At 32.8% G+C, this 18768-nt stretch carries 13 protein-coding genes and 5 tRNA genes; 2 read left to right on the top strand and 16 right to left on the bottom strand.

Annotation, left to right across the window (positions count from 1 at the left end; all coding sequences use genetic code 11):
* Window positions 1-43: 43 nt before the first annotated feature.
* The 15 genes from rpoC to ACKGJI_RS01995 form a co-directional block, all read right to left on the bottom strand.
* A complete protein-coding gene (gene rpoC / locus ACKGJI_RS02065; RefSeq protein WP_458700900.1) occupies window positions 44-4564 on the bottom strand; it encodes a DNA-directed RNA polymerase subunit beta' in 4521 nt (1506 codons plus the stop codon).
* Entirely contained in the window at window positions 4542-8696 is a 4155-nt protein-coding gene (rpoB, locus tag ACKGJI_RS02060) for a DNA-directed RNA polymerase subunit beta (RefSeq protein WP_458700899.1), read from the bottom strand. Before rpoB ends, rpoC begins: the two co-directional genes overlap by 23 nt.
* A 128-nt stretch (window positions 8697-8824) precedes the next feature.
* Entirely contained in the window at window positions 8825-9202 is a 378-nt protein-coding gene (gene rplL, locus ACKGJI_RS02055) for a 50S ribosomal protein L7/L12 (protein ID WP_458700898.1), read from the bottom strand.
* Window positions 9203-9251: 49 nt separating this feature from the next.
* Complete coding sequence (gene rplJ, locus ACKGJI_RS02050; protein ID WP_458700897.1) at window positions 9252-9737, bottom strand: 50S ribosomal protein L10; 486 nt, start codon at window positions 9735-9737, stop codon at window positions 9252-9254.
* 107 nt (window positions 9738-9844) lie between these two features.
* Window positions 9845-10549 carry a 50S ribosomal protein L1 gene (rplA, locus tag ACKGJI_RS02045; RefSeq protein WP_458700895.1) on the bottom strand — a complete coding sequence of 235 codons (705 nt, stop codon included), beginning with the start codon at window positions 10547-10549 and terminating at the stop codon, window positions 9845-9847.
* Between the two features lie 56 nt (window positions 10550-10605).
* Window positions 10606-11031: a 50S ribosomal protein L11 gene (gene rplK / locus ACKGJI_RS02040; protein ID WP_458700893.1), complete on the bottom strand. Its 426-nt coding sequence runs from the start codon at window positions 11029-11031 to the stop codon at window positions 10606-10608.
* A 58-nt stretch (window positions 11032-11089) separates the two neighbouring features.
* Window positions 11090-11620 carry a transcription termination/antitermination protein NusG gene (nusG, locus tag ACKGJI_RS02035; RefSeq protein ID WP_458700892.1) on the bottom strand — a complete coding sequence of 177 codons (531 nt, stop codon included), beginning with the start codon at window positions 11618-11620 and terminating at the stop codon, window positions 11090-11092.
* Between the two features lie 10 nt (window positions 11621-11630).
* Window positions 11631-11810: a preprotein translocase subunit SecE gene (secE, locus tag ACKGJI_RS02030; RefSeq protein WP_458700891.1), complete on the bottom strand. Its 180-nt coding sequence runs from the start codon at window positions 11808-11810 to the stop codon at window positions 11631-11633.
* An 18-nt stretch (window positions 11811-11828) separates the two neighbouring features.
* Window positions 11829-11905: transfer RNA gene (locus ACKGJI_RS02025), tRNA-Trp, on the bottom strand.
* A 33-nt stretch (window positions 11906-11938) separates the two neighbouring features.
* A complete protein-coding gene (gene rpmG, locus ACKGJI_RS02020; protein ID WP_458700890.1) occupies window positions 11939-12097 on the bottom strand; it encodes a 50S ribosomal protein L33 in 159 nt (52 codons plus the stop codon).
* 52 nt (window positions 12098-12149) lie between these two features.
* On the bottom strand, window positions 12150-13349 hold the full coding sequence (gene tuf, locus ACKGJI_RS02015) for an elongation factor Tu (protein WP_458700889.1): 1200 nt from the start codon (window positions 13347-13349) through the stop codon (window positions 12150-12152).
* A gap of 106 nt (window positions 13350-13455) precedes the next feature.
* Window positions 13456-13530 (bottom strand) — tRNA-Thr (locus ACKGJI_RS02010).
* Between the two features lie 141 nt (window positions 13531-13671).
* A tRNA-Gly gene (locus tag ACKGJI_RS02005) sits at window positions 13672-13747 on the bottom strand.
* A 9-nt stretch (window positions 13748-13756) separates the two neighbouring features.
* Window positions 13757-13842 (bottom strand) — tRNA-Tyr (locus tag ACKGJI_RS02000).
* Window positions 13843-13902: 60 nt separating this feature from the next.
* Window positions 13903-13978, bottom strand: a tRNA-Thr gene (locus ACKGJI_RS01995).
* 118 nt (window positions 13979-14096) lie between these two features.
* Here ACKGJI_RS01995 and ACKGJI_RS01990 point away from each other — a divergent pair.
* Together ACKGJI_RS01990 and ACKGJI_RS01985 are read left to right on the top strand one after the other, a co-directional pair.
* Window positions 14097-14840, top strand: coding sequence for a YaaA family protein (locus tag ACKGJI_RS01990; RefSeq protein ID WP_458700888.1), 744 nt, complete (start codon window positions 14097-14099; stop codon window positions 14838-14840).
* Between the two features lie 29 nt (window positions 14841-14869).
* Window positions 14870-15127 carry a hypothetical protein gene (locus ACKGJI_RS01985; RefSeq protein WP_458700887.1) on the top strand — a complete coding sequence of 86 codons (258 nt, stop codon included), beginning with the start codon at window positions 14870-14872 and terminating at the stop codon, window positions 15125-15127.
* Window positions 15128-15146: 19 nt separating this feature from the next.
* Here the strand turns inward: ACKGJI_RS01985 and ACKGJI_RS01980 are convergent, their stop codons facing one another.
* A complete protein-coding gene (locus tag ACKGJI_RS01980) occupies window positions 15147-18749 on the bottom strand; it encodes a proline dehydrogenase family protein (protein WP_458700886.1) in 3603 nt (1200 codons plus the stop codon).
* Window positions 18750-18768 lie beyond the last annotated feature (19 nt).

Raw genomic sequence — 18768 nt, 5'->3', positions numbered from 1 at the left:
AAGATTAAGTTAAGAAATGACTTCTTAACTTAATCAATATGCGTTACTCTGAATCGTTTACCTTGATTTTCATTTCTTTATTTTTATATAAACCAGTTCCAACTGGAATCATACGACCTAAAATAACATTTTCTTTTAAATCTTCTAACATATCTACTTTAGCTGCTATACTAGCTTCAGTTAAAACTTTAGTAGTTTCTTGGAAAGATGCAGCAGAAATTATACTATCACTTCCTATAGCAGCTCTTGTAACACCAAGTAATGTTGGTTCTGCAATCGCTGGTTCTCCACCCATCTTCATAATTTTTTCATTTTCCTCTTTAAATCTACGTCGGCTTATTAAGTCACCTTCGATAAATTTTGTATCTCCACTATCTACTATTTTAACTTGTCTTAGCATTTGCGAAACAATAATCTCAATATGCTTGTCACTAATAGCAACACCCTGACTTCTATATACTTGTTGAATTTCACCAATGATATAACGGTGCAATTCTTTTTCACCCATAATTCTTAAAATATCATGGCTTGAAACAACACCATCGGTCAAGTGCTCACCAGCATGAACAAATTCACCATTGTTTACATGTATAGGAATATTTTTATTTACTAAATACTCTACACTTGTTCCATCTTCTGCTTCGATGATAATTCTTTCTTTACTTCTTAAAGGTTTTCCAAATCTTACAGTTCCATCAATCTCAGCAATTACAGTTGCATTTTTAGGACGTCTAGCTTCAAATAACTCACTAACTCTTGGAAGACCACCAGTAATATCGCTTGATCTTGTAGCAGCTTTTGGTGTTCTACCAATAATGTCAGCAAGACTTACTTCTTGTCCATCTTTTACAAATATTGCAGTTTTTGGCTCTAGCTGATATTTGATAATTTCACCATTTGAAGTTGCAACTATGATGGTTGGTTTTGTACCACTTGGTAAATATTCGTTAATAACTAACTTACTCTCACCTGTAATTTCATCAAATTGTTCTGAAGCAGTAAATCCTGGTTCTATATCTTCGAAAGTTACTACACCAGAAACTTCAGAAATTATTGGAGTTGAGTATGGGTCCCATTCAGCAACAACTGTCTGTTCATTTGAATTTGGTTTAGAAATAACACTATCAGATTTAACTTCACTATTATCTTCAACTTCAATAATAGAGTTCCTTGGTATATAGTGACGAACTGCTTCACGTCCTTCACTATCTGCAATTACGGCAAACAATCCTTTTTCATTAACTAAATGACCTTTTTCGATATTTTTATATCTATCTAAATAATCACCCTTTAATTTATAGAATTTAACAACACCATTTGCATCAGATTTAATTTTTTGAACAACAGGATCTCCATCTTTAACTCTTAATTCACTAGCATATGGAATACGATTAGGAACATTCCAACCATCTTTGATAACTTCAACTATACTTTCATTTTCATGAACAATGTCTCCACTATTGTAAGGTATATAAAATTTTCCTTCAACTTTTCCACTAACACCAGCTAATTCATTTGCTTTTGCTAAATTATTTTTTCTAAAAGTATATTTTACACTATCATTTTCACCTTTAATAGAAATCGTTGTTTCTTCGTGAGCATGATCAATCTCTATAGTACCCTCAAAAGGTGCTTTAATTTTAGGTTCTACTAGTAAAATAGCTGCATTTCTTCTATTTGATACTATCGTTTTACTATCTTTTGTTTGATAAGTTTTAACATTGTAATATCTAATAAAACCTTCTTTTTGTGCTATTACTTGTCTATCTTGTGCTTCAGTTGAAGCAGTACCACCAATATGGAATGTTCTAAGAGTAAGCTGAGTACCTGGTTCACCAATTGATTGTGCTGATATAATTCCAACAGCTTCTCCTGGGCGTACAAGTTTTCCTTCCCCAAGGTTAATACCATAACATTTTGCACAAATGCCTTTTGGTGCTTTACATGTAATAGGCGTTCTAATAACAACTGATTTAACTTCAGCTTCTCTTAGAGCTTTTGCTTTTTCTTCTGTTATTAGTGTACCCTCTGTAAAAAGAACTTCATTTGTAATTGAATCAATTACATCTTCTGCTAAAACTCTTCCTAATGCTCTTTCATCAAGAGATTCAATTAAATCACCACTGTGGACAATTTCTGTTATTTCTACACCTTCATGAGTTCCACAATCATCCATAGTAACTTTAACATTTTGAGCAACATCAATTAGTTTTCTAGTTAAATAACCAGCATTTGCTGTTTTTAAAGCAGTATCAGCAAGACCTTTTCTAGCACCGTGAGTTGAAATAAAGTATTCAAGTACGTTCAAACCTTCACGGAAGTTAGAAATAATTGGAGTTTCAATAATACTACCGTCTGGTTTTGCCATAAGACCCCTCATACCAGCAAGCTGTCTAATCTGAGCTGCACTACCTCTTGCTCCAGAGTCAGCCATCATGTAGATTGAGTTAAAACCACCCTTATCAGTTTCAGTTAATTTCATCATTTCAGAAGCAACATCATTATTTGTATCTGTCCAAATATCAATAATTTTATTATATCTTTCTTGTTCCGTTAATAAACCAGAGCTATATTGCTTTTGAATTTCACGAACTTTTTTCTTAGCTTCTGCAATTTTTGCTATTTTTGTTTCAGGAACTTTTATATCATCAATTGAAACAGAAATACCAGCATCAGTTGCATATTTAAAACCTAGATTTTTAAGATTATCTAAGAATTCTGCAGTTACACTAAGTCCACCTTCTTTAAATACATAATCAACCAAAGCACCTATATTTTTCTTTTTCATGACAATATTCCAGTACTCTTCTGGAACAAAATCAGGCAATATTGATTTTATTATCAATCTTCCAGCAGTTGTAAATACAATTCTTCCATCAATCAATGTTTTAATTTTCGCATGAGCTTCAAGTTTACCTGCATCCATTGCAATTTTTACTTCATCTACATTTGCAAAAATTTTATTTGAGCCTTTTGCTCCCTCTTTTTCTAAAGAAAGATAATATAAACCAAGTACCATATCTTGAGTAGGAACTGTTATCGCTTTACCACTTGCTGGTAAAAGAATATTCATCGAACTTAGCATCAATACCTTACACTCTGCAATTGCTTCTTGACTTAATGGTACATGAACTGCCATCTGGTCACCATCGAAGTCAGCATTAAATGCAGAACATACTAAAGGATGTAGTCTAATTGCTTTTCCTTCAATTAAAACAGGGTGAAATGCTTGAATTGATAGTTTATGAAGCGTTGGAGCACGGTTAAGCATAACAGGATGGTCTTTTACAACTTCTGCTAAACACTCCCAAACTTCATTTGTCTTATCTTCAATCATTTTTTTAGCTTGTTTGATTGTAGTTGCATAACCTTTTTCTTCCAAACGAGCCAATAAATGTGGCTTAAATAATTCAAGTGCCATTTGCTTTGGTAAACCACATTGATCCATCCTCAAGTTTGGTCCAACAACGATTACTGAACGACCTGAGAAGTCAACCCTTTTTCCAAGTAGGTTTTGACGGAAACGTCCTTGTTTACCTTTAATTATTTCAGATAATGATTTCAAAGGACGCTTATTTGCACCTTTTACTGCGTTTGCTCTTCTTCCATTGTCAAATAAAGCATCAACACTCTCTTGAAGCATTCTCATTTCATTTCTGATAATAATCTCAGGAGCATCAAGTTCCATTAATCTTTTTAATCTTGAGTTTCTATTAATAACTCTTCTATATAAATCATTTACATCGCTGACAGCAAATTTTCCACCATCAAGTGCAACAAGTGGCCTTAAATCAGGCGGTAAAACTGGCAATATAGTAATCATCATCCACTCAGGACGGTTTCCACTATTTAAGAATGCTTCAACTACTTTTAATCTTTTAATAATAGTTTTTTTCTTTGCTTCTGAGTTAGTAGCATTTATCTCTTCTTTTAGATTTGATAAAATTTCAATCAAATCTAATTCAGCAAGTAAATCCCTAACTATTGCTCCACCCATAGCAGCTTCAAATCCAGTATGCTCAAATCTTTGAAATAAAGATTGATATTGCTCTTCATTTAAAACATCATACTTTTCTACTTTTTTAGTATTTTCTGTATCATAAAATGCTTCACCTGGGTTTTTTACAATATATGCTTCATAGTAAAGTACTCTTTCTAAATCTTTCATCTTAACACCAAGTAAAGTTCCTATTCTACTTGGTAAAGAATTAACATACCAAATATGAGCAACAGGAGCTACAAGCTCAATATGTCCCATACGTGAACGTCTTACTTTTGTACTAGTTACTTCAACACCACATTTTTCGCATTTTACACCTTTGTAGCGCATTTTTTTATATTTACCACAAAGACATTCATACTCTCTTACTGGTCCAAATATTTTCGCACAAAAAAGTCCGTCTCTTTCAGGTTTTAGAGTTCTATAGTTGATAGTTTCTGGCTTTTTTACTTCACCATAACTCCATGAACGAATCTTCTCAGGGCTTGCAAGTCTTAATTGAAATGCTTTAAAGTCTCTTGGTCTACTTTCTTCATGAATTTCAATTGGTACTAGATTCTTCATTATTTTCCACCTCGTCATATATCTCTACGTCTAAAGCCAAAGACTTCAACTCATTTGTCAATACATAGAATGTCTCAGGAATACCAGTTTGAGGAATATTTTCTCCTCTAGTTAATGCTTTATAAGCAGCAATTCTTCCTTCAACATCATCTGATTTAATTGTTAACATTTCTCTTAGTGTATGAGCTGCACCATAAGCTTCAAGTGCCCATACTTCCATTTCTCCAAATCTTTGACCACCAAATAGTGCCTTACCACCAACTGGTTGTTGTGTTACTAGTGAGTATGGTCCAGTACTTCTTGCATGAACTTTTTCATCTACAAGATGGTGAAGTTTTAACATATACATGTAACCTACATTTACACGCTCTTTCATCTTTTCACCAGTTCTTCCATCATAAAGCTCAGACTTACCATCCATATCTAATTTAGCTAATTCAAATAATTTTTTGAACTCTTCTTGATTTGTACTTTCAAAAACTGGAACAGCAAATTTTACACCTTTTGACCAATCTCTAGCATATTTTAAGAGAGTTTCATCATCCATTTTTTCTAAGAATGCTTTAGCATCCATGAACTTAGCAACATCTGCAATTCTTATCATAGTTCCTCTAAGTTCTTTTAGCCAATCACCCTTTTTCTGTTCAAAAATTTCTTCAATTTGATTACCTAATCTTTTTCCAACAAGTCCTAAATGAACTTCTAAAATCTGTCCAATATTCATACGACTTGGAACACCAAGAGGGTTAAGAACAATTTCTACACTCTCACCATTTTTAAGATATGGCATATCAACTTCTTCAACTATGTTTGAAACAATACCTTTGTTACCATGACGACCAGCCATCTTATCACCAACTTTTAGCTTACGCTTAGTAGCAATATAAACTTTTACAAGTTTTACTACACCACTTGGCAATATATCATCTTTTTCAATGATACTAAGTTTTTCGTCATGCTCTTCTTTAAGTTTTTTCTTTTCAGCTTGGAAATAAGCTTTTAAATTTTTATATTTATCTTGAACTTCATCATCAAATGATTTTACGATAGTATTTAGTGAAAAACGATTTACATTTTCCAAATCTTTTGGATCAATCTTATCGCCTTTTTTATAAGATACTTTATTTACTTCACAATCTTCGTTTAACACATTTTTTGAAAGTAGAGAATTTATTTGTAACATTTCTTCTCTATCTAACATTAATAACTTGTCATGATGCTCACGATCTAGTATCTCTTTTTCTTCTTCATATGCTTGAATTGCTCTTGGGTCTTTATCGTAACCTTTTTTTGTAAATATCTTAACATCTACTACAACACCTTCCATTGAAGGGCTAGCATACATAGATTTATTTACAACATGACCAGCTTTTTCACCAAAAATTGCACGAAGTAATCTTTCTTCAGGAGTTGGTTTCACCTCTCCTTTAGGACTTACTTTTCCAACTAGAATCATGCCTGGTTTGATATAAGTTCCTATTTTTACAATACCACTATCATCAAGATGGGCCAAGTCTTCTTCTTTAACATTTGGTATATCTTTTGTTATCTCTTCTACACCATCTTTTAGTTCACGAGCTTCAATTTCTTTTTCATAAGTATGAACTGATGTAAATGCATCGTTTCTAATCATCTTTTTACTTAGAACAATCGCATCCTCATAGTTATAACCATTCCATGGCATAAATGCTACTAGTACATTTTTACCAATAGCAAGTTCACCATTGTCCATACTAGCACCATCAGCTATGATTTGTCCAGCTTCGATTTTATCTCCAACTCTTACAATTACCCTTTGAGTAAAAGTTGTATTTTGGTTTGTTCTTAAATTCTTTTGTAAAGAGTAATGGTCAATAAATACACCATTATCATCTTCACCAAGAATATAAATATTTTTATTATCTACTTTTTCAACAACACCAGCTCTTTTAGCTTTAATTGATGTCCAAGTATCTCTTGCACTTACAGCTTCTACTCCAGTTCCTACCATTGGAGCTTCTGTCCATACTAAAGGAACTGCCTGACGTTGCATGTTTGATCCCATTAGAGCACGGTTAGCATCATCATGCTCCAAAAATGGAATCAATGATGCAGCAACACCAGTTACTATGCCAGAGCTTAAATCGATTAAGTCGACTTTTTCTTTTTCAACTAGTATTATCTCACCATCTTGTCTTGCCTCAATCAAATCTTCTACTATTTCATTGTTTTCTACTAAAGTAGAAGCAGGAGCAATTACAAGTCCCTCTTCTTGGGTTGCTGTAATATAAACTATTTCATCTGTTACTTTTCCATCTTTTACTTTTCTATATGGAGCTTCAACAAATCCTAGCTCATTAACTTTGGAATACATTGCTAATGTATTAATAAGACCAATATTTTGACCTTCAGGAGTTTCTACTGGACAAATTCTTCCATAATGAGTTGGGTGAACGTCACGAACTTCAAAACCAGCTCTTTCTTTTACAAGTCCACCTTCACCAAGTGCTGAAAGTCTTCTTTTGTGAGTGATTTCACTAAGTGGATTTGTTTGATCCATAAACTGTGAAAGCTGTCCACTTGAGAAGAATTCCATGATTGTACTAGTAATCATTTTTGAGTTAATCAAATCGTGAGGCATTAGATCTTCTACTGCACCACTAAGACCAGTAAATTTATCTCTGATTGCCTTTTGCATTTTGATTAAACCAGTATGTAATTCATTAGATAGCAATTCTCCTATTGCTCTAATTCTTCTATTTCCTAAGTGATCTCTATCATCTATATGACCTTGACCATTTTTAACATTAATTAAATATTTTACTGTTTTTATGATATCTTCACTTGTCATTATAGTTACATATTCTGGAACATTTAGGCCAAGTTTATGATTCATTTTCATACGACCAACTTTTGTTAAGTCATATCTTTCAGAATTAAAGAATAAATCATTAAAAAATGCTTTTGCTGCCTCTTTTGTTACAGGCTCACCTGGTCTCATTACTTTATAAATTCTAATAGTTGCTAAGTCATTTTCATCTTCAATTCCTTCAGTTTGGCGAAGTAATTTAAGAGTTTCATTATCTGCAATAAAAGAGTTTATAATAGAATCATCAACACCACTAGCTAAATCATTTGCTATTTCAATCTCTTCACAGCCTTGTTCTATTATCTTAGTAAGTTTTGATTCATCAAGTTGAGACAATGTGTCATATAACACTTCTCCACTTTCTTGATCAATTATCGGAGATGATAGAAATCTATTTACTAGAATTTCTACTGGATATTCAACATACTTTAGGCCATCTTCAACAAGTTTTTCAGCTTTCTTTTTAGTAAGTCTTTTACCAGCAGCAATTATTAGATTACCATCTTCATCTTTTAGATCAAATTCTACCCTACCTACAAAATTTTCTGGCTCAAAATTCATTAAGAATTTATTATCTTTAATTTTTATATTTAAAACAGGGTAAAATAGTTTTAAAATATCTTGTTTACTATATCCAAGTGCTCTAAAAAGTATTGTAATTGGTACTTTTCTTCTTTTATTGATTCTTACAAATAATGTATCTTTTGCATCATACTCAAAATATAACCAACTTCCACGATCTGGAATTATTTGAGCAGTATATATTAGTTTATTTACAACTGTTGAGCTATCTTCTTCTTTGAAAATAACACCAGGACTTCTATGTAGCTGATTTACTACAACTCTTTCTACACCATTAATGATAAAAGATGTTCTATCTGTCATCAATGGAATTTCACGTATAAATATTGCTTGTTCTTTTATATCTTTTACACCAGCTTTTTCGCCAGTTTTTTCATTTTTATCCCATAAAATCAAACGAATATTCATTTTTAGATTAACACTATATGTTAATCCTCTATCCATACACTCTCTAACATTATATTTTGGTTTTCCAATCTCAGAGCTTATATACTCTAGCGACAATCTATTTTGAGGGTCATGAATTGGGAATATTGATTTAAAAACTTTTTCAATGCCACTTTCTGAATTTGAATCAGATACATTTAAAAAGTATTCATAACTTTTTTGTTGTAACTGAAGTAAATTTGGGACATCTATTTTTCTTGGTACTTTGGAAAAATCCACTCTTAAGCGATTTCCAGATTTAAGGTTATTTAACATAAGTCTACCTCACGAGGTTGTTTAAAAGGAAAGTATTATTACTACATCTTGCAGTAATTTCGACGACTAAATTATCTTTGTTTATTTGAATGGGGAGAGTAAACTCCCCGTAATTACAAGTATAAATACTACTTGATTTCAGCTTTTGCACCAGCTTCTTCAATTTGCTTAACGATTTCAGCAGCATCTTCTTTAGATACGCCTTCTTTAAGAGTTGTAGGAACACCTTCAACTGCTTCTTTTGCTTCTTTAAGACCAAGTCCAGTAATTGCTCTAACTGCTTTAATTGCATTGATTTTCTTAGCACCAGCATCAACTAGTACTACATCAAACTCAGTTTTTTCTTCAGCTGCAGCGCCAGCATCACCACCAGCAGCACCACCAGCCATTACAACTGGAGCAGCAGAAACACCAAATTTTTCTTCAAATTCTTTAACTAATTCACTAAGCTCTAAAACGCTTAAACCTGAAATATACTCTAATACATCTTCTTTTGTGATTGCCATTTTCAATCTCCTATTTTATCATTATCTTTTTATTTTATTATTCTACAAATTATGCAGATTCTTCTTCTTTTTTAGCTCTAAGAGCATCAAGACCAATTGTAAAGTTTGTAATTGGTGCCATCCAAGTTTGAAGTAACATTCCAATAAGCTCATCACGAGATGGCATTTTAGAAAGAGCTTCAACTTTAGCTGCGTCGCAAACTTCACCATCAATATAAGCAGTTTTAATTTTAAATACTTTTGATGTTTCAGCAAATTTTGCTACAACTTTTGTTACATCTAACTGATCTTCGCCCCATACAAATATATTTGTATCTTTAAGCTCAATTCCTTCGATATTAGCATTACTCATAGCAATTCCTGCAAGAGTATTTTTGATTACTCTAACTTTAACGCCAACTTCTTTTGCTTTAATTCTTAAAGCTTCTAAAGAAGGAACATTCAAGCCTTTGTAGTCACATACAACTAATGCGCCGGAAGTTTTAAATTCATCAGTTAAAACATTAACAATTTCAACTTTTTCGCTTCTTGTCATTTTTTCTCCTTTCCGACTGGTGATTTCAAGCAGAGCCAAGAGCTAAGCTCTTGAATTAAGCAAATGCCTCGGCTATCTCCAATCAAAGTTTAATTATTATTTAATTATTATTTTAAATCAAGTAACTCTTGAGCATCTAAATAAATAGATGGACTCATTGTTAATGATAAAGCTGCTTTTCTTATGTATTTACCTTTAGCAGCCGCAGGTTTTTGTTTATTGATAGCTTTAACAAAAGCTTTAAAGTTTTCGCTTAGACTTGCTTCATCAAAACTTACTTTACCAATACCTGCATGGATGTTACCTTGTTTATCAACTCTAAAGTTAACCTGACCACCCTTGTTATTTTCAACTGCTTTTGCTACGTCCATAGTAACTGTTCCAGTTTTAGGGTTTGGCATGATACCTTTTGGTCCAAGAATTCTTCCCACTTTACCAACAAGTCCCATCATATTTGGTGTTGCTATCAATACGTCAAAATCAATTTTACCAGCTTGAATATCTTCAATTAAATCTTCAGCTCCAACTATATCAGCGCCTGCTGCTTTTGCTTCATCAGCTTTAGCATCTTTTGCTACAACTGCAACTCTAACACTTTTTCCAGTTCCAGCTGGTAGTATAACAGAACCTCTTACCATTTGGTCAGCATGTCTTGGATCAACATTTAGTTTTAATGCAATCTCGACTGTTTCATCAAATTTTGCAGAAGCTAGAGTTTTAACTGTACTAATAGCTTCTTCTACAGAATAGTCTTTATTATTATCTATTTTTTTCAGTAATTCCTGAAATCTTTTTGTTACTTTTTTTGCCATTTTTATCTCCGCACATTTTGCTTCCACTTAATTACCCCAAGTGGTTAAGGGAAAAATTAATCTACTATTTCTACACCCATACTTCTAGCACTTCCTGCTATTATTCTAGCAGCAGCTTCTTTATCAGCAGTATTTAAATCAACAATTTTTTTCTCAACAATTTCCATAACTTGAGCTTTTGTTAATTTTCCTACTTTATTTTGAAGTGGGTTATCTGTTCCTTTACTAATACCAGCTGCTTTTTTAATCAAGTCAGTTGCAGGTGGTTGCTTAGTAATAAAAGTAAAACTTCTATCAGCATACACTGTGATAACTACAGGAATATTAAATCCCATCATATCTTTTGTTTTCTCATTGAAAGCTTTACAAAATTCCATAATATTAACACCCTTTTGTCCAAGTGCTGGACCAACTGGAGGTGATGGATTTGCTTTACCCGCAGCTATTTGTAATTTAATTTCGCCAATTACTTTTTTAGCCATTTATTATCCTTCTTTTTTATTTCTTATTATTTGATACAATCAAATAAGATTTTAACTCTTAAACTATTTTTTCTACTTGAGAATACAAAATCTCAACTGGTGTACTTCTTCCAAAAATTGAAACATTTAGTTTTAACTTGCCATGTTCCATATCATATTCTTCTACACTACCAGTAAAGTTTGCAAAAGGACCTTCTGTGATCCTAACACTCTCACCTGTTTCGAAAAATATTTTTGGTTTAGGTGCACCTTTTTTCTCTGCTTTTTCTAAAATTAACTGAATATCTTTTTCACTTAGAGGAGTAGGTTTTTTTGACTCTCCAATAAATCTTCCAACTTTTGGCAAAGACTGAATCATATGCCAAAGCTTTGTATCTAAATCAAGATGTGCAAAAGCATATCCTGGATACAAACTTCTTTCAGTAATTTTTTTCTTACCATTTTTAACTTCAATTACATCCTCAGTTGGAACAATAATTTCTTTTAACCTATCTTCCATAGCATTGTTTTTAACAATCTCTTCGATTGCTCTTTTAACTGCTTGTTCACTTCCAGCATATGTCTGGATTGCATACCATTTATGTTCCATTTTTATTACCTTATATTAATGAAGATAATGAAAATGACATAATGACATCAATTAATGCAAGAAATAAAGAAACTACAGTTACAACAACAAATACTGATATAAAAGCATTTCTAATTTGCTCTTTTATCGGGAAGATAACTTTTAACAGTTCTGCCTTTGAATGATTATAATAAGTTACCAATTTTTCCATATTTATCACCTTGATTAGTGGCAGGGCAGGGGGGATTCGAACCCACAACCTACGGTTTTGGAGACCGTTGCTCTACCAATTGGAGCTACTACCCTACATGTATTATTTCCCTCTTTCGAGGGAGATAATTAACTTTTTAATTTTGTTTCTTTGTGAACTGTATGTTTTTTTTCTCTTGGACAATATCTTTTAGCTTCAAACTTTTCAGTATATGTCTTAGAGTTTTTTGTTGTAGTGTAGTTGATATCACCACACTCAGTACACTTTAATCCTATTTTTACAGTCATTTTAAATTGCCTTTAAATAGGGAAGATTTCTCTTCCCTTTTTATATTTTTATTTACTCGATAATTGAAGAAACAACACCAGCACCAACAGTTCTACCACCTTCACGGATAGCAAATCTAGTACCTTCTTCCATAGCGATTGGTGCGATTAATTCAACTGTAATTTTAACATTATCACCAGGCATTACCATTTCAGTTCCTTCAGGAAGTGTAATAGCACCTGTAACGTCTGTTGTTCTTACATAAAACTGTGGTCTATAGTTATTAAAGAATGGAGTGTGTCTTCCACCTTCATCTTTACTTAGTACATAGATCTCAGCTGTAAATTTTGTATGAGGAGTGATTGAGCCTGGCTTACAAAGTACCATACCTCTTTCAACTTCTTCTTTTTTAGTACCTCTAAGTAAGATACCACAGTTGTCACCAGCTTCACCTTGCTCCATTTCTTTACGGAACATTTCAACACCAGTTACTGTAGTTTTTTGAGTATCTTTAATACCTACGATTTCAACTTCTTCACCAACTCTGATTGTACCTCTTTCGATTCTACCAGTAACAACTGTACCACGACCTGAAATTGAGAATACATCTTCAACTGGCATCAAGAAATCTTTATCAGTTTCTCTTTGTGGCTCAGGAATATAAGCATCAACCTCATTCATAAGTTCAATAATTTTTTCTGACCACTCACCTAGTGTACCAGCTTTTACCTCTTCTAAAGCTTTAAGAGCTGAACCAGCAACGATTGGTATATCATCTCCTGGGAAGTCATACTCAGAAAGTAACTCTCTGATTTCCATTTCTACTAATTCTAGTAATTCTTCATCATCAACCATATCTGCTTTGTTCATGAAAACAACGATATATGGAACACCAACTTGGCGAGATAGCAAAATGTGCTCTCTAGTTTGTGGCATAGGACCATCAGCTGCAGAAACAACTAAGATAGCACCGTCCATTTGAGCAGCACCTGTAATCATATTTTTAACGTAGTCAGCGTGACCTGGACAGTCAACGTGAGCATAGTGACGAGTGTCTGTTTCGTACTCTATGTGAGAAGTTGCAATTGTAATACCTCTTTCTCTCTCTTCTGGTGCATTATCAATTTGATCAAAATCTCTTTTTTCAGCTAGACCTTTTTCAGCAAGTACTGCTGAAATTGCTGCTGTTAATGTAGTTTTACCGTGATCTACGTGACCAATTGTACCTATGTTAACATGAGGCTTGGTTCTCGTGAATTTTTCCTTAGCCATATCTTCCTCCGTATGAGTTTTAAGTTTTTATTTTTGATTAATTAGTTCGCTTTAAGCGAAAGCCTTACTATTTTTATCTTTAAAGTCTTTTATTTAGACCATATTCTGGAGCTCATAGAGGGACTTGAACCCTCGACCTCTTCCTTACCAAGGAAGTGCTCTACCTCTGAGCCATATGAGCGTATTGCAACAAATGCAATGCTTCATTATAGCAACATAATATAACAAAATGATTTCACAGGCTTAGAGAAGAGTCTACTGAACTTTATCTGTAGTAGTTTAAAGCAGAAAAAATTCAACAGCTCCCAGCTAAATAAAATCTTGGAGCGGGAGACGAGATTCGAACTCGCGACACCCTGCTTGGAAGGCAGGAACTCTAGCCACTGAGTTACTCCCGCATAAATTAATGGTGGTGAGAGGAGGATTCGAACCTCCGAAGGTAAAAACCAGCAGATTTACAGTCTGCCCTCGTTGGCCGCTTGAGTATCTCACCCTTTATGCATTATACCAATTTAATTCCTGGTCAAACACTGTCATTTTAATTCACAAAAAGTGGAGCTGGTGAACGGACTTGAACCGCCGACCTGCTGTTTACAAGACAGCTGCTCTACCAACTGAGCTACACCAGCACCTTGTTTGTGAGGTGAAATTATATCTCAAAACTTTTGTAATGTCAATGGTTTTTTGTATTTTTTTTCACTTTTTTTGCTACAATGTAAAAAAATGATTATTTATAAAGGTTGTGTTATGAAAATTTTATTTTCTCCTAGTGAAGCAAAATCCCTAAAAACAGGGGAAAAGCCTCTACATGTAGACTCTTTTTGTTTCCCTGAGCTATTTGATAAAAGACTTGAAGTTATCAATAAATTTGAAGAATATAAAGCTACATGTAGCATTAAAGAGCTTGAAAAAATATTTGGAATCAAAGATGAAAAAGAGTGTTTAACTCTAAAAAATATAAATTTATTAGACTCTTCTACATGTAAAGCGATTGAGAGATATACTGGCGTTGCTTATAAATATTTGGATTTTAATAACCTAGACTTAAAATCACAGGAGTGGATTAATGAAAGTGTGATTATATTTTCTAATTTATTTGGACCAATAAAACCTTTTGATACTATCCCATACTATAAATTAAAGCAGGGTTCTTCCATAGGTGATTTTAAACCAGAAAAGTTTTACAAAGAATTTTTCTCTGATATTTTAGATACTTATCTCAAAGATGAATTAATACTAGATTTAAGAGCTGGATTTTACGAAAAGTTTTATAAGATAAAAAAACCTTATATTACTTTAAAATTTATAAAAAACGGAAAAGTTGTTTCTCACTGGGCAAAAGCATATAGAGGAATCATTTTAAAACATTTATCTTTTCATACTATAAATAGCATAAGTGAATTTCAGAATATTGATTTTCCTGATTTGAAAATAGTAGAAATCATTCAAAGTAAATTAAAGAATGAATACATATACGAAATTACTGTATAATTACAAAAAATTTATTTAAGGAGTCTACAATGTTACAATGGATTATAATAGCTATTCTTGCATATGCTGTGTTTTATCTAATCAATAAATATGAAAAAAGGATTGAAACACTAAATAAGCTTATTGAATTAAATAGAGAAGAAATTGAAGCAAATAAATCTAAGATTGAAGAAAACAAATCTAAGATAGAAGACAATAAAAAAGGAATTACTACAAACAAGAGTAATATCACTAGAAACAAAAAAACTCTAGAGCTTACTCAAGGAATGTTAGAAAAATTAAAGTAAGGGGAAACCCCTTACTTTATTATTGGTTTTTTTCTATCCCTCTTATACCTATATTTCCATATCTATGGTAACTATGAGATATACTTTGCTCTTGGAAGTAATTTAGAAGCTCTAATCTTCCTTCCATCATAGGTTTAGCCCTTATGATAAATCTTGCAATTTTTGCGGCTTCTTCAAAAACAAAATCGCTTATTCTTGATTCATCTGCATAAATTACTCTATCTACATCAGGGAAACACTTAACAAACTCTTTTTCATTTTCTCTAACAATTCTATCATTAGAGTTAAGCAATCTATCTTTATTTTCGTACAAGAATAGAACTACGCTATTTTCAACTTTTGCATCTACACTTATATGTAGTGATACTCCACTAACTTTAGCAGCTAAAATTCTAGACATCACATCAAATACGCTATCCTCTTCAGTAACTCTTAAAGCTACACGATTAAGTGGTAAGTATCTAAAGTGATTATCTTCCCCTCTTAATTTGAAATAATCATGTTCAACATCAAATTCCTCTTTAAAATGTTTTAGATAGCTTTGAAGAGCTGATGAGAGCTTTTTAAACTCATCTTTAAATTTAGTGTGTTTTGATTCTTCTATTTCTTTATTCCAAGCTTTCACAACATCTACTAATGGATGGAAATATGTTTTATCAACTTTTGGAGTATCAACCTCTTCAAAAGTCATAAATTGAGTTATATAATTAAATACCCCAACTTTTCTTCCTGCTCCAATTGCAGATTTACCCATACCACCAAAAGGTTGACGAAGGACAATAGCTCCTGTTGTACCACGATTGATATAAAGGTTACCAGCTTTTAAATTTTCTCTCCAATACTCTATCTCTCTTGCATCAAGAGATTCTAATCCTGAAGTCAATCCATAACCAGTTTTATTTACAATTTCAACTGCATGTTTTAAATCTTTTGCACACATAACAGAAAGTACTGGCCCAAAAAGCTCATTCATATGGCAGAAATTACCATCTTTTACTCCCCATCTAATTGCAGGTTTTAACATATACTCATTATCTTCTGCAAACTCTGGAGCTAAAGCCCATTCTTCACCAGGCTCAAGTGAATCAAGAGCTTTTTGTAAATTTCCACCGATTGGATTTGCTAATGTTCCTATACGATTTACAAAATTCCAAACTGAACCTACTTTTACACTTTTTGCTGCATCAATTAGAGCTGCTTTAAAATCAGGGTCATTGTAAACTTCTTCTTCTAAAATCAATAAAGATGTAGCTGAACACTTTTGACCACTATTATTAAATGCGCTAGCAACAACATTTTTGATAGCCTGTTCTCTGTCACTCATAGCAGTTACAATTGTAGCGTCTTTACCGCCAGTCTCAGCAGTTAAAAATAGATTTGGTCTATCTTTTAACATTCTATATGCTGTATCTTCACCACCAGTTAAAATAACAAAATCAACTTTTGGATTCTTAATTAAATTTTCACCTGCTACGCTTCCTGAACATGGAACATATTGAAGTACATTTTTACTAACTCCAGCATCCCAAAAACATTTACAAAGCTCATATGCACTTATTGCTGCTGCAGAAGCTGGTTTTATAATTACTGTATTTCCAGCCGCTAGAGCTGCTGCAATTCCACCTAGAGGTATTGCTATTGGAAAGTTCCAAGGAGGAGTTACAACTCCAACGCCTTTACCTTTAAATTTTAAATTTGTAAATTTCTCAAAATATCTTGCGCTGTATCCATAAAACTCAAGAAAATCTATTGCTTCACTAACTTCTACATCAGTTTCTGTAAATACTTTTCCAACTTCAGCTGCAGCAACACCAATTAAATCGCCTCTTTTCTTTCTTACTTCATTTGCAACTTTACAAAGTATTTCATTCCTCTGGACATGAGTTAAATCCCTCCAGCCATCAGGATCAGATGCCGCAATATCAGCTGCTTTTTTCAAATCTTCTGCTGTTGCAATTGCGTATTTTCCACAAATAACTTTATCTTTTAATTGAGACTTATCGATTACTTCTTTAACTTCTCTTTGACTAATTTCCTCTCCACCAACAACAATAGGAGTAACACTTACCTCATCTCCTGGTTTTTTCATCCACTTTTCGCGAATTTGTTTTGCCCATTGTTTATTTGGGAAAAGTATAAAATCAGTATCAGGCTCACCCTTAAACTCATTGGTATAAAAACTTCCGCCTTTATAATCATCCCAATTTTCTTCAAGTCTATTTTGTTTTCTTTTAGCACCAATAAATAGATTTTTCTTGTTATCAAATGATTCTAGGAATTTTTTCTTCAACATCTCCCAATCTGGAGTTCCAACCTCTAATCCAAAAGAATATCTTATGAAGTTTTCTTTACCTGTGTTTTCATCAAGTCTTCTAACAAGATATGCAATTGCATTGGTAAATTGCTCTTTTTTTGCAGTTGGAGCGTAAAGAATGATATCAGTTGAAATCTCTTTAATAGCAAGTCTAGCTGATTCACTCATACCCTCAAGCATTTCCATAGAATAATACTCTAAAACTCCATTTTCTTTTGCAAGTTCATAACAATATGCTTGTTCAAAAAGATTGTGAGAAGCAATTCCTACGTTCATATAAGGAGCATTTTGAGGATCAAGTGCATATTCAGCCATAATTTTATAGTTACTATCAGTATCTATTTTTTTAGTATAAGGAGTTACCTCCCAATGTCTAAGACCAGCTTCAGTCTCTTCCATCTCCATATTTGCACCTTTTACTAAACGCATCTTAATAGGAGCTCCGCCATCTTCAACTCTTTTTTTAGCCCAATCTCTCAAATCTTTTTGCCATAAATGTGAATCAGGAAGATATGCTTGAAGAACAATTCCAGCTTTAAAATTTTTGAATTCTGGATTTTCAAGAGTCTTTTTAAATGCAGTAACTGTTAGAGCCAAGTCTCTGTACTCTTCCATATCAAGATTTATAAATTTGTTTTCTTGTTCGCCTTTTGCATTTGTATAAGTGTGCTTTGCAGCTTGGCGATATATTCTAGTTAATCTCTCAACTAATTCATCTACTGTGTTTTCATAAGAAACAGGATTTATCTGAGAAAAAATTGTTGAAATCTTGATTGAAATATAATCTATATTAGGATTTGACAAAGCATTTTCATACTTTTGAATTCTACTCTCAGCCTCTTCTTCACCAAGTACAACTTCACCAATTAGGTTAATATTAACTCTAGTTCCTTCTTCATGCCTTTTGATTAAGTGTTGATTTAGAGTTTCATCTTCACCTTTTATAACAACTGTATCAGTATCATCTCTTACATTTTTAATAAAAAGAGGAACTGAAACATCTGGAAGATATTTACCAAAATTTCTAAATAAGAAAATCAAAAATCTTTCACTAGTTGTAAAAAAAGATGCCATTCCATACTTATTGAACAAATACTCAATTTGATCAGCAACTCTTTTGTTATCCTTACTTCTAAAGCTTTGATCCATAAGTTCAATTAGTAAAACTTTATCCATAGGATTACTTAACATCTTGTGCATTCTAGCGTTGAACTTTCTATCAAAATTACTAACTAATTCAGTCGCCCTTCTTTGCCACTTCTCAGCTAAAGCAATAGCTCTGTCTATAACTACTTTATTACTTTCCATGTTCTTCCTTTTCTATTAT

Source organism: Sulfurospirillum sp. 1307, from assembly GCF_054408545.1.
This window is presented reverse-complemented; position numbering and strand designations above follow the sequence as displayed.

What these genes read in the sequence shown, in the direction of transcription:
- rpoC (WP_458700900.1), bottom strand. Translation starts at nt 4,564, where the DNA reads ATGAAGAATCTAGTACCAATTGAAATTCATGAAGAAAGTAGACCAAGA.
- rpoB (WP_458700899.1), bottom strand. Translation starts at nt 8,696, where the DNA reads ATGTTAAATAACCTTAAATCTGGAAATCGCTTAAGAGTGGATTTTTCC.
- rplL (WP_458700898.1), bottom strand. Translation starts at nt 9,202, where the DNA reads ATGGCAATCACAAAAGAAGATGTATTAGAGTATATTTCAGGTTTAAGC.
- rplJ (WP_458700897.1), bottom strand. Translation starts at nt 9,737, where the DNA reads ATGACAAGAAGCGAAAAAGTTGAAATTGTTAATGTTTTAACTGATGAA.
- rplA (WP_458700895.1), bottom strand. Translation starts at nt 10,549, where the DNA reads ATGGCAAAAAAAGTAACAAAAAGATTTCAGGAATTACTGAAAAAAATA.
- rplK (WP_458700893.1), bottom strand. Translation starts at nt 11,031, where the DNA reads ATGGCTAAAAAAGTAATTGGCGAAATTAAATTACAAATAGCTGCGGGT.
- nusG (WP_458700892.1), bottom strand. Translation starts at nt 11,620, where the DNA reads ATGGAACATAAATGGTATGCAATCCAGACATATGCTGGAAGTGAACAA.
- secE (WP_458700891.1), bottom strand. Translation starts at nt 11,810, where the DNA reads ATGGAAAAATTGGTAACTTATTATAATCATTCAAAGGCAGAACTGTTA.
- rpmG (WP_458700890.1), bottom strand. Translation starts at nt 12,097, where the DNA reads ATGACTGTAAAAATAGGATTAAAGTGTACTGAGTGTGGTGATATCAAC.
- tuf (WP_458700889.1), bottom strand. Translation starts at nt 13,349, where the DNA reads ATGGCTAAGGAAAAATTCACGAGAACCAAGCCTCATGTTAACATAGGT.
- ACKGJI_RS01990 (WP_458700888.1), top strand. Translation starts at nt 14,097, where the DNA reads ATGAAAATTTTATTTTCTCCTAGTGAAGCAAAATCCCTAAAAACAGGG.
- ACKGJI_RS01985 (WP_458700887.1), top strand. Translation starts at nt 14,870, where the DNA reads ATGTTACAATGGATTATAATAGCTATTCTTGCATATGCTGTGTTTTAT.
- ACKGJI_RS01980 (WP_458700886.1), bottom strand. Translation starts at nt 18,749, where the DNA reads ATGGAAAGTAATAAAGTAGTTATAGACAGAGCTATTGCTTTAGCTGAG.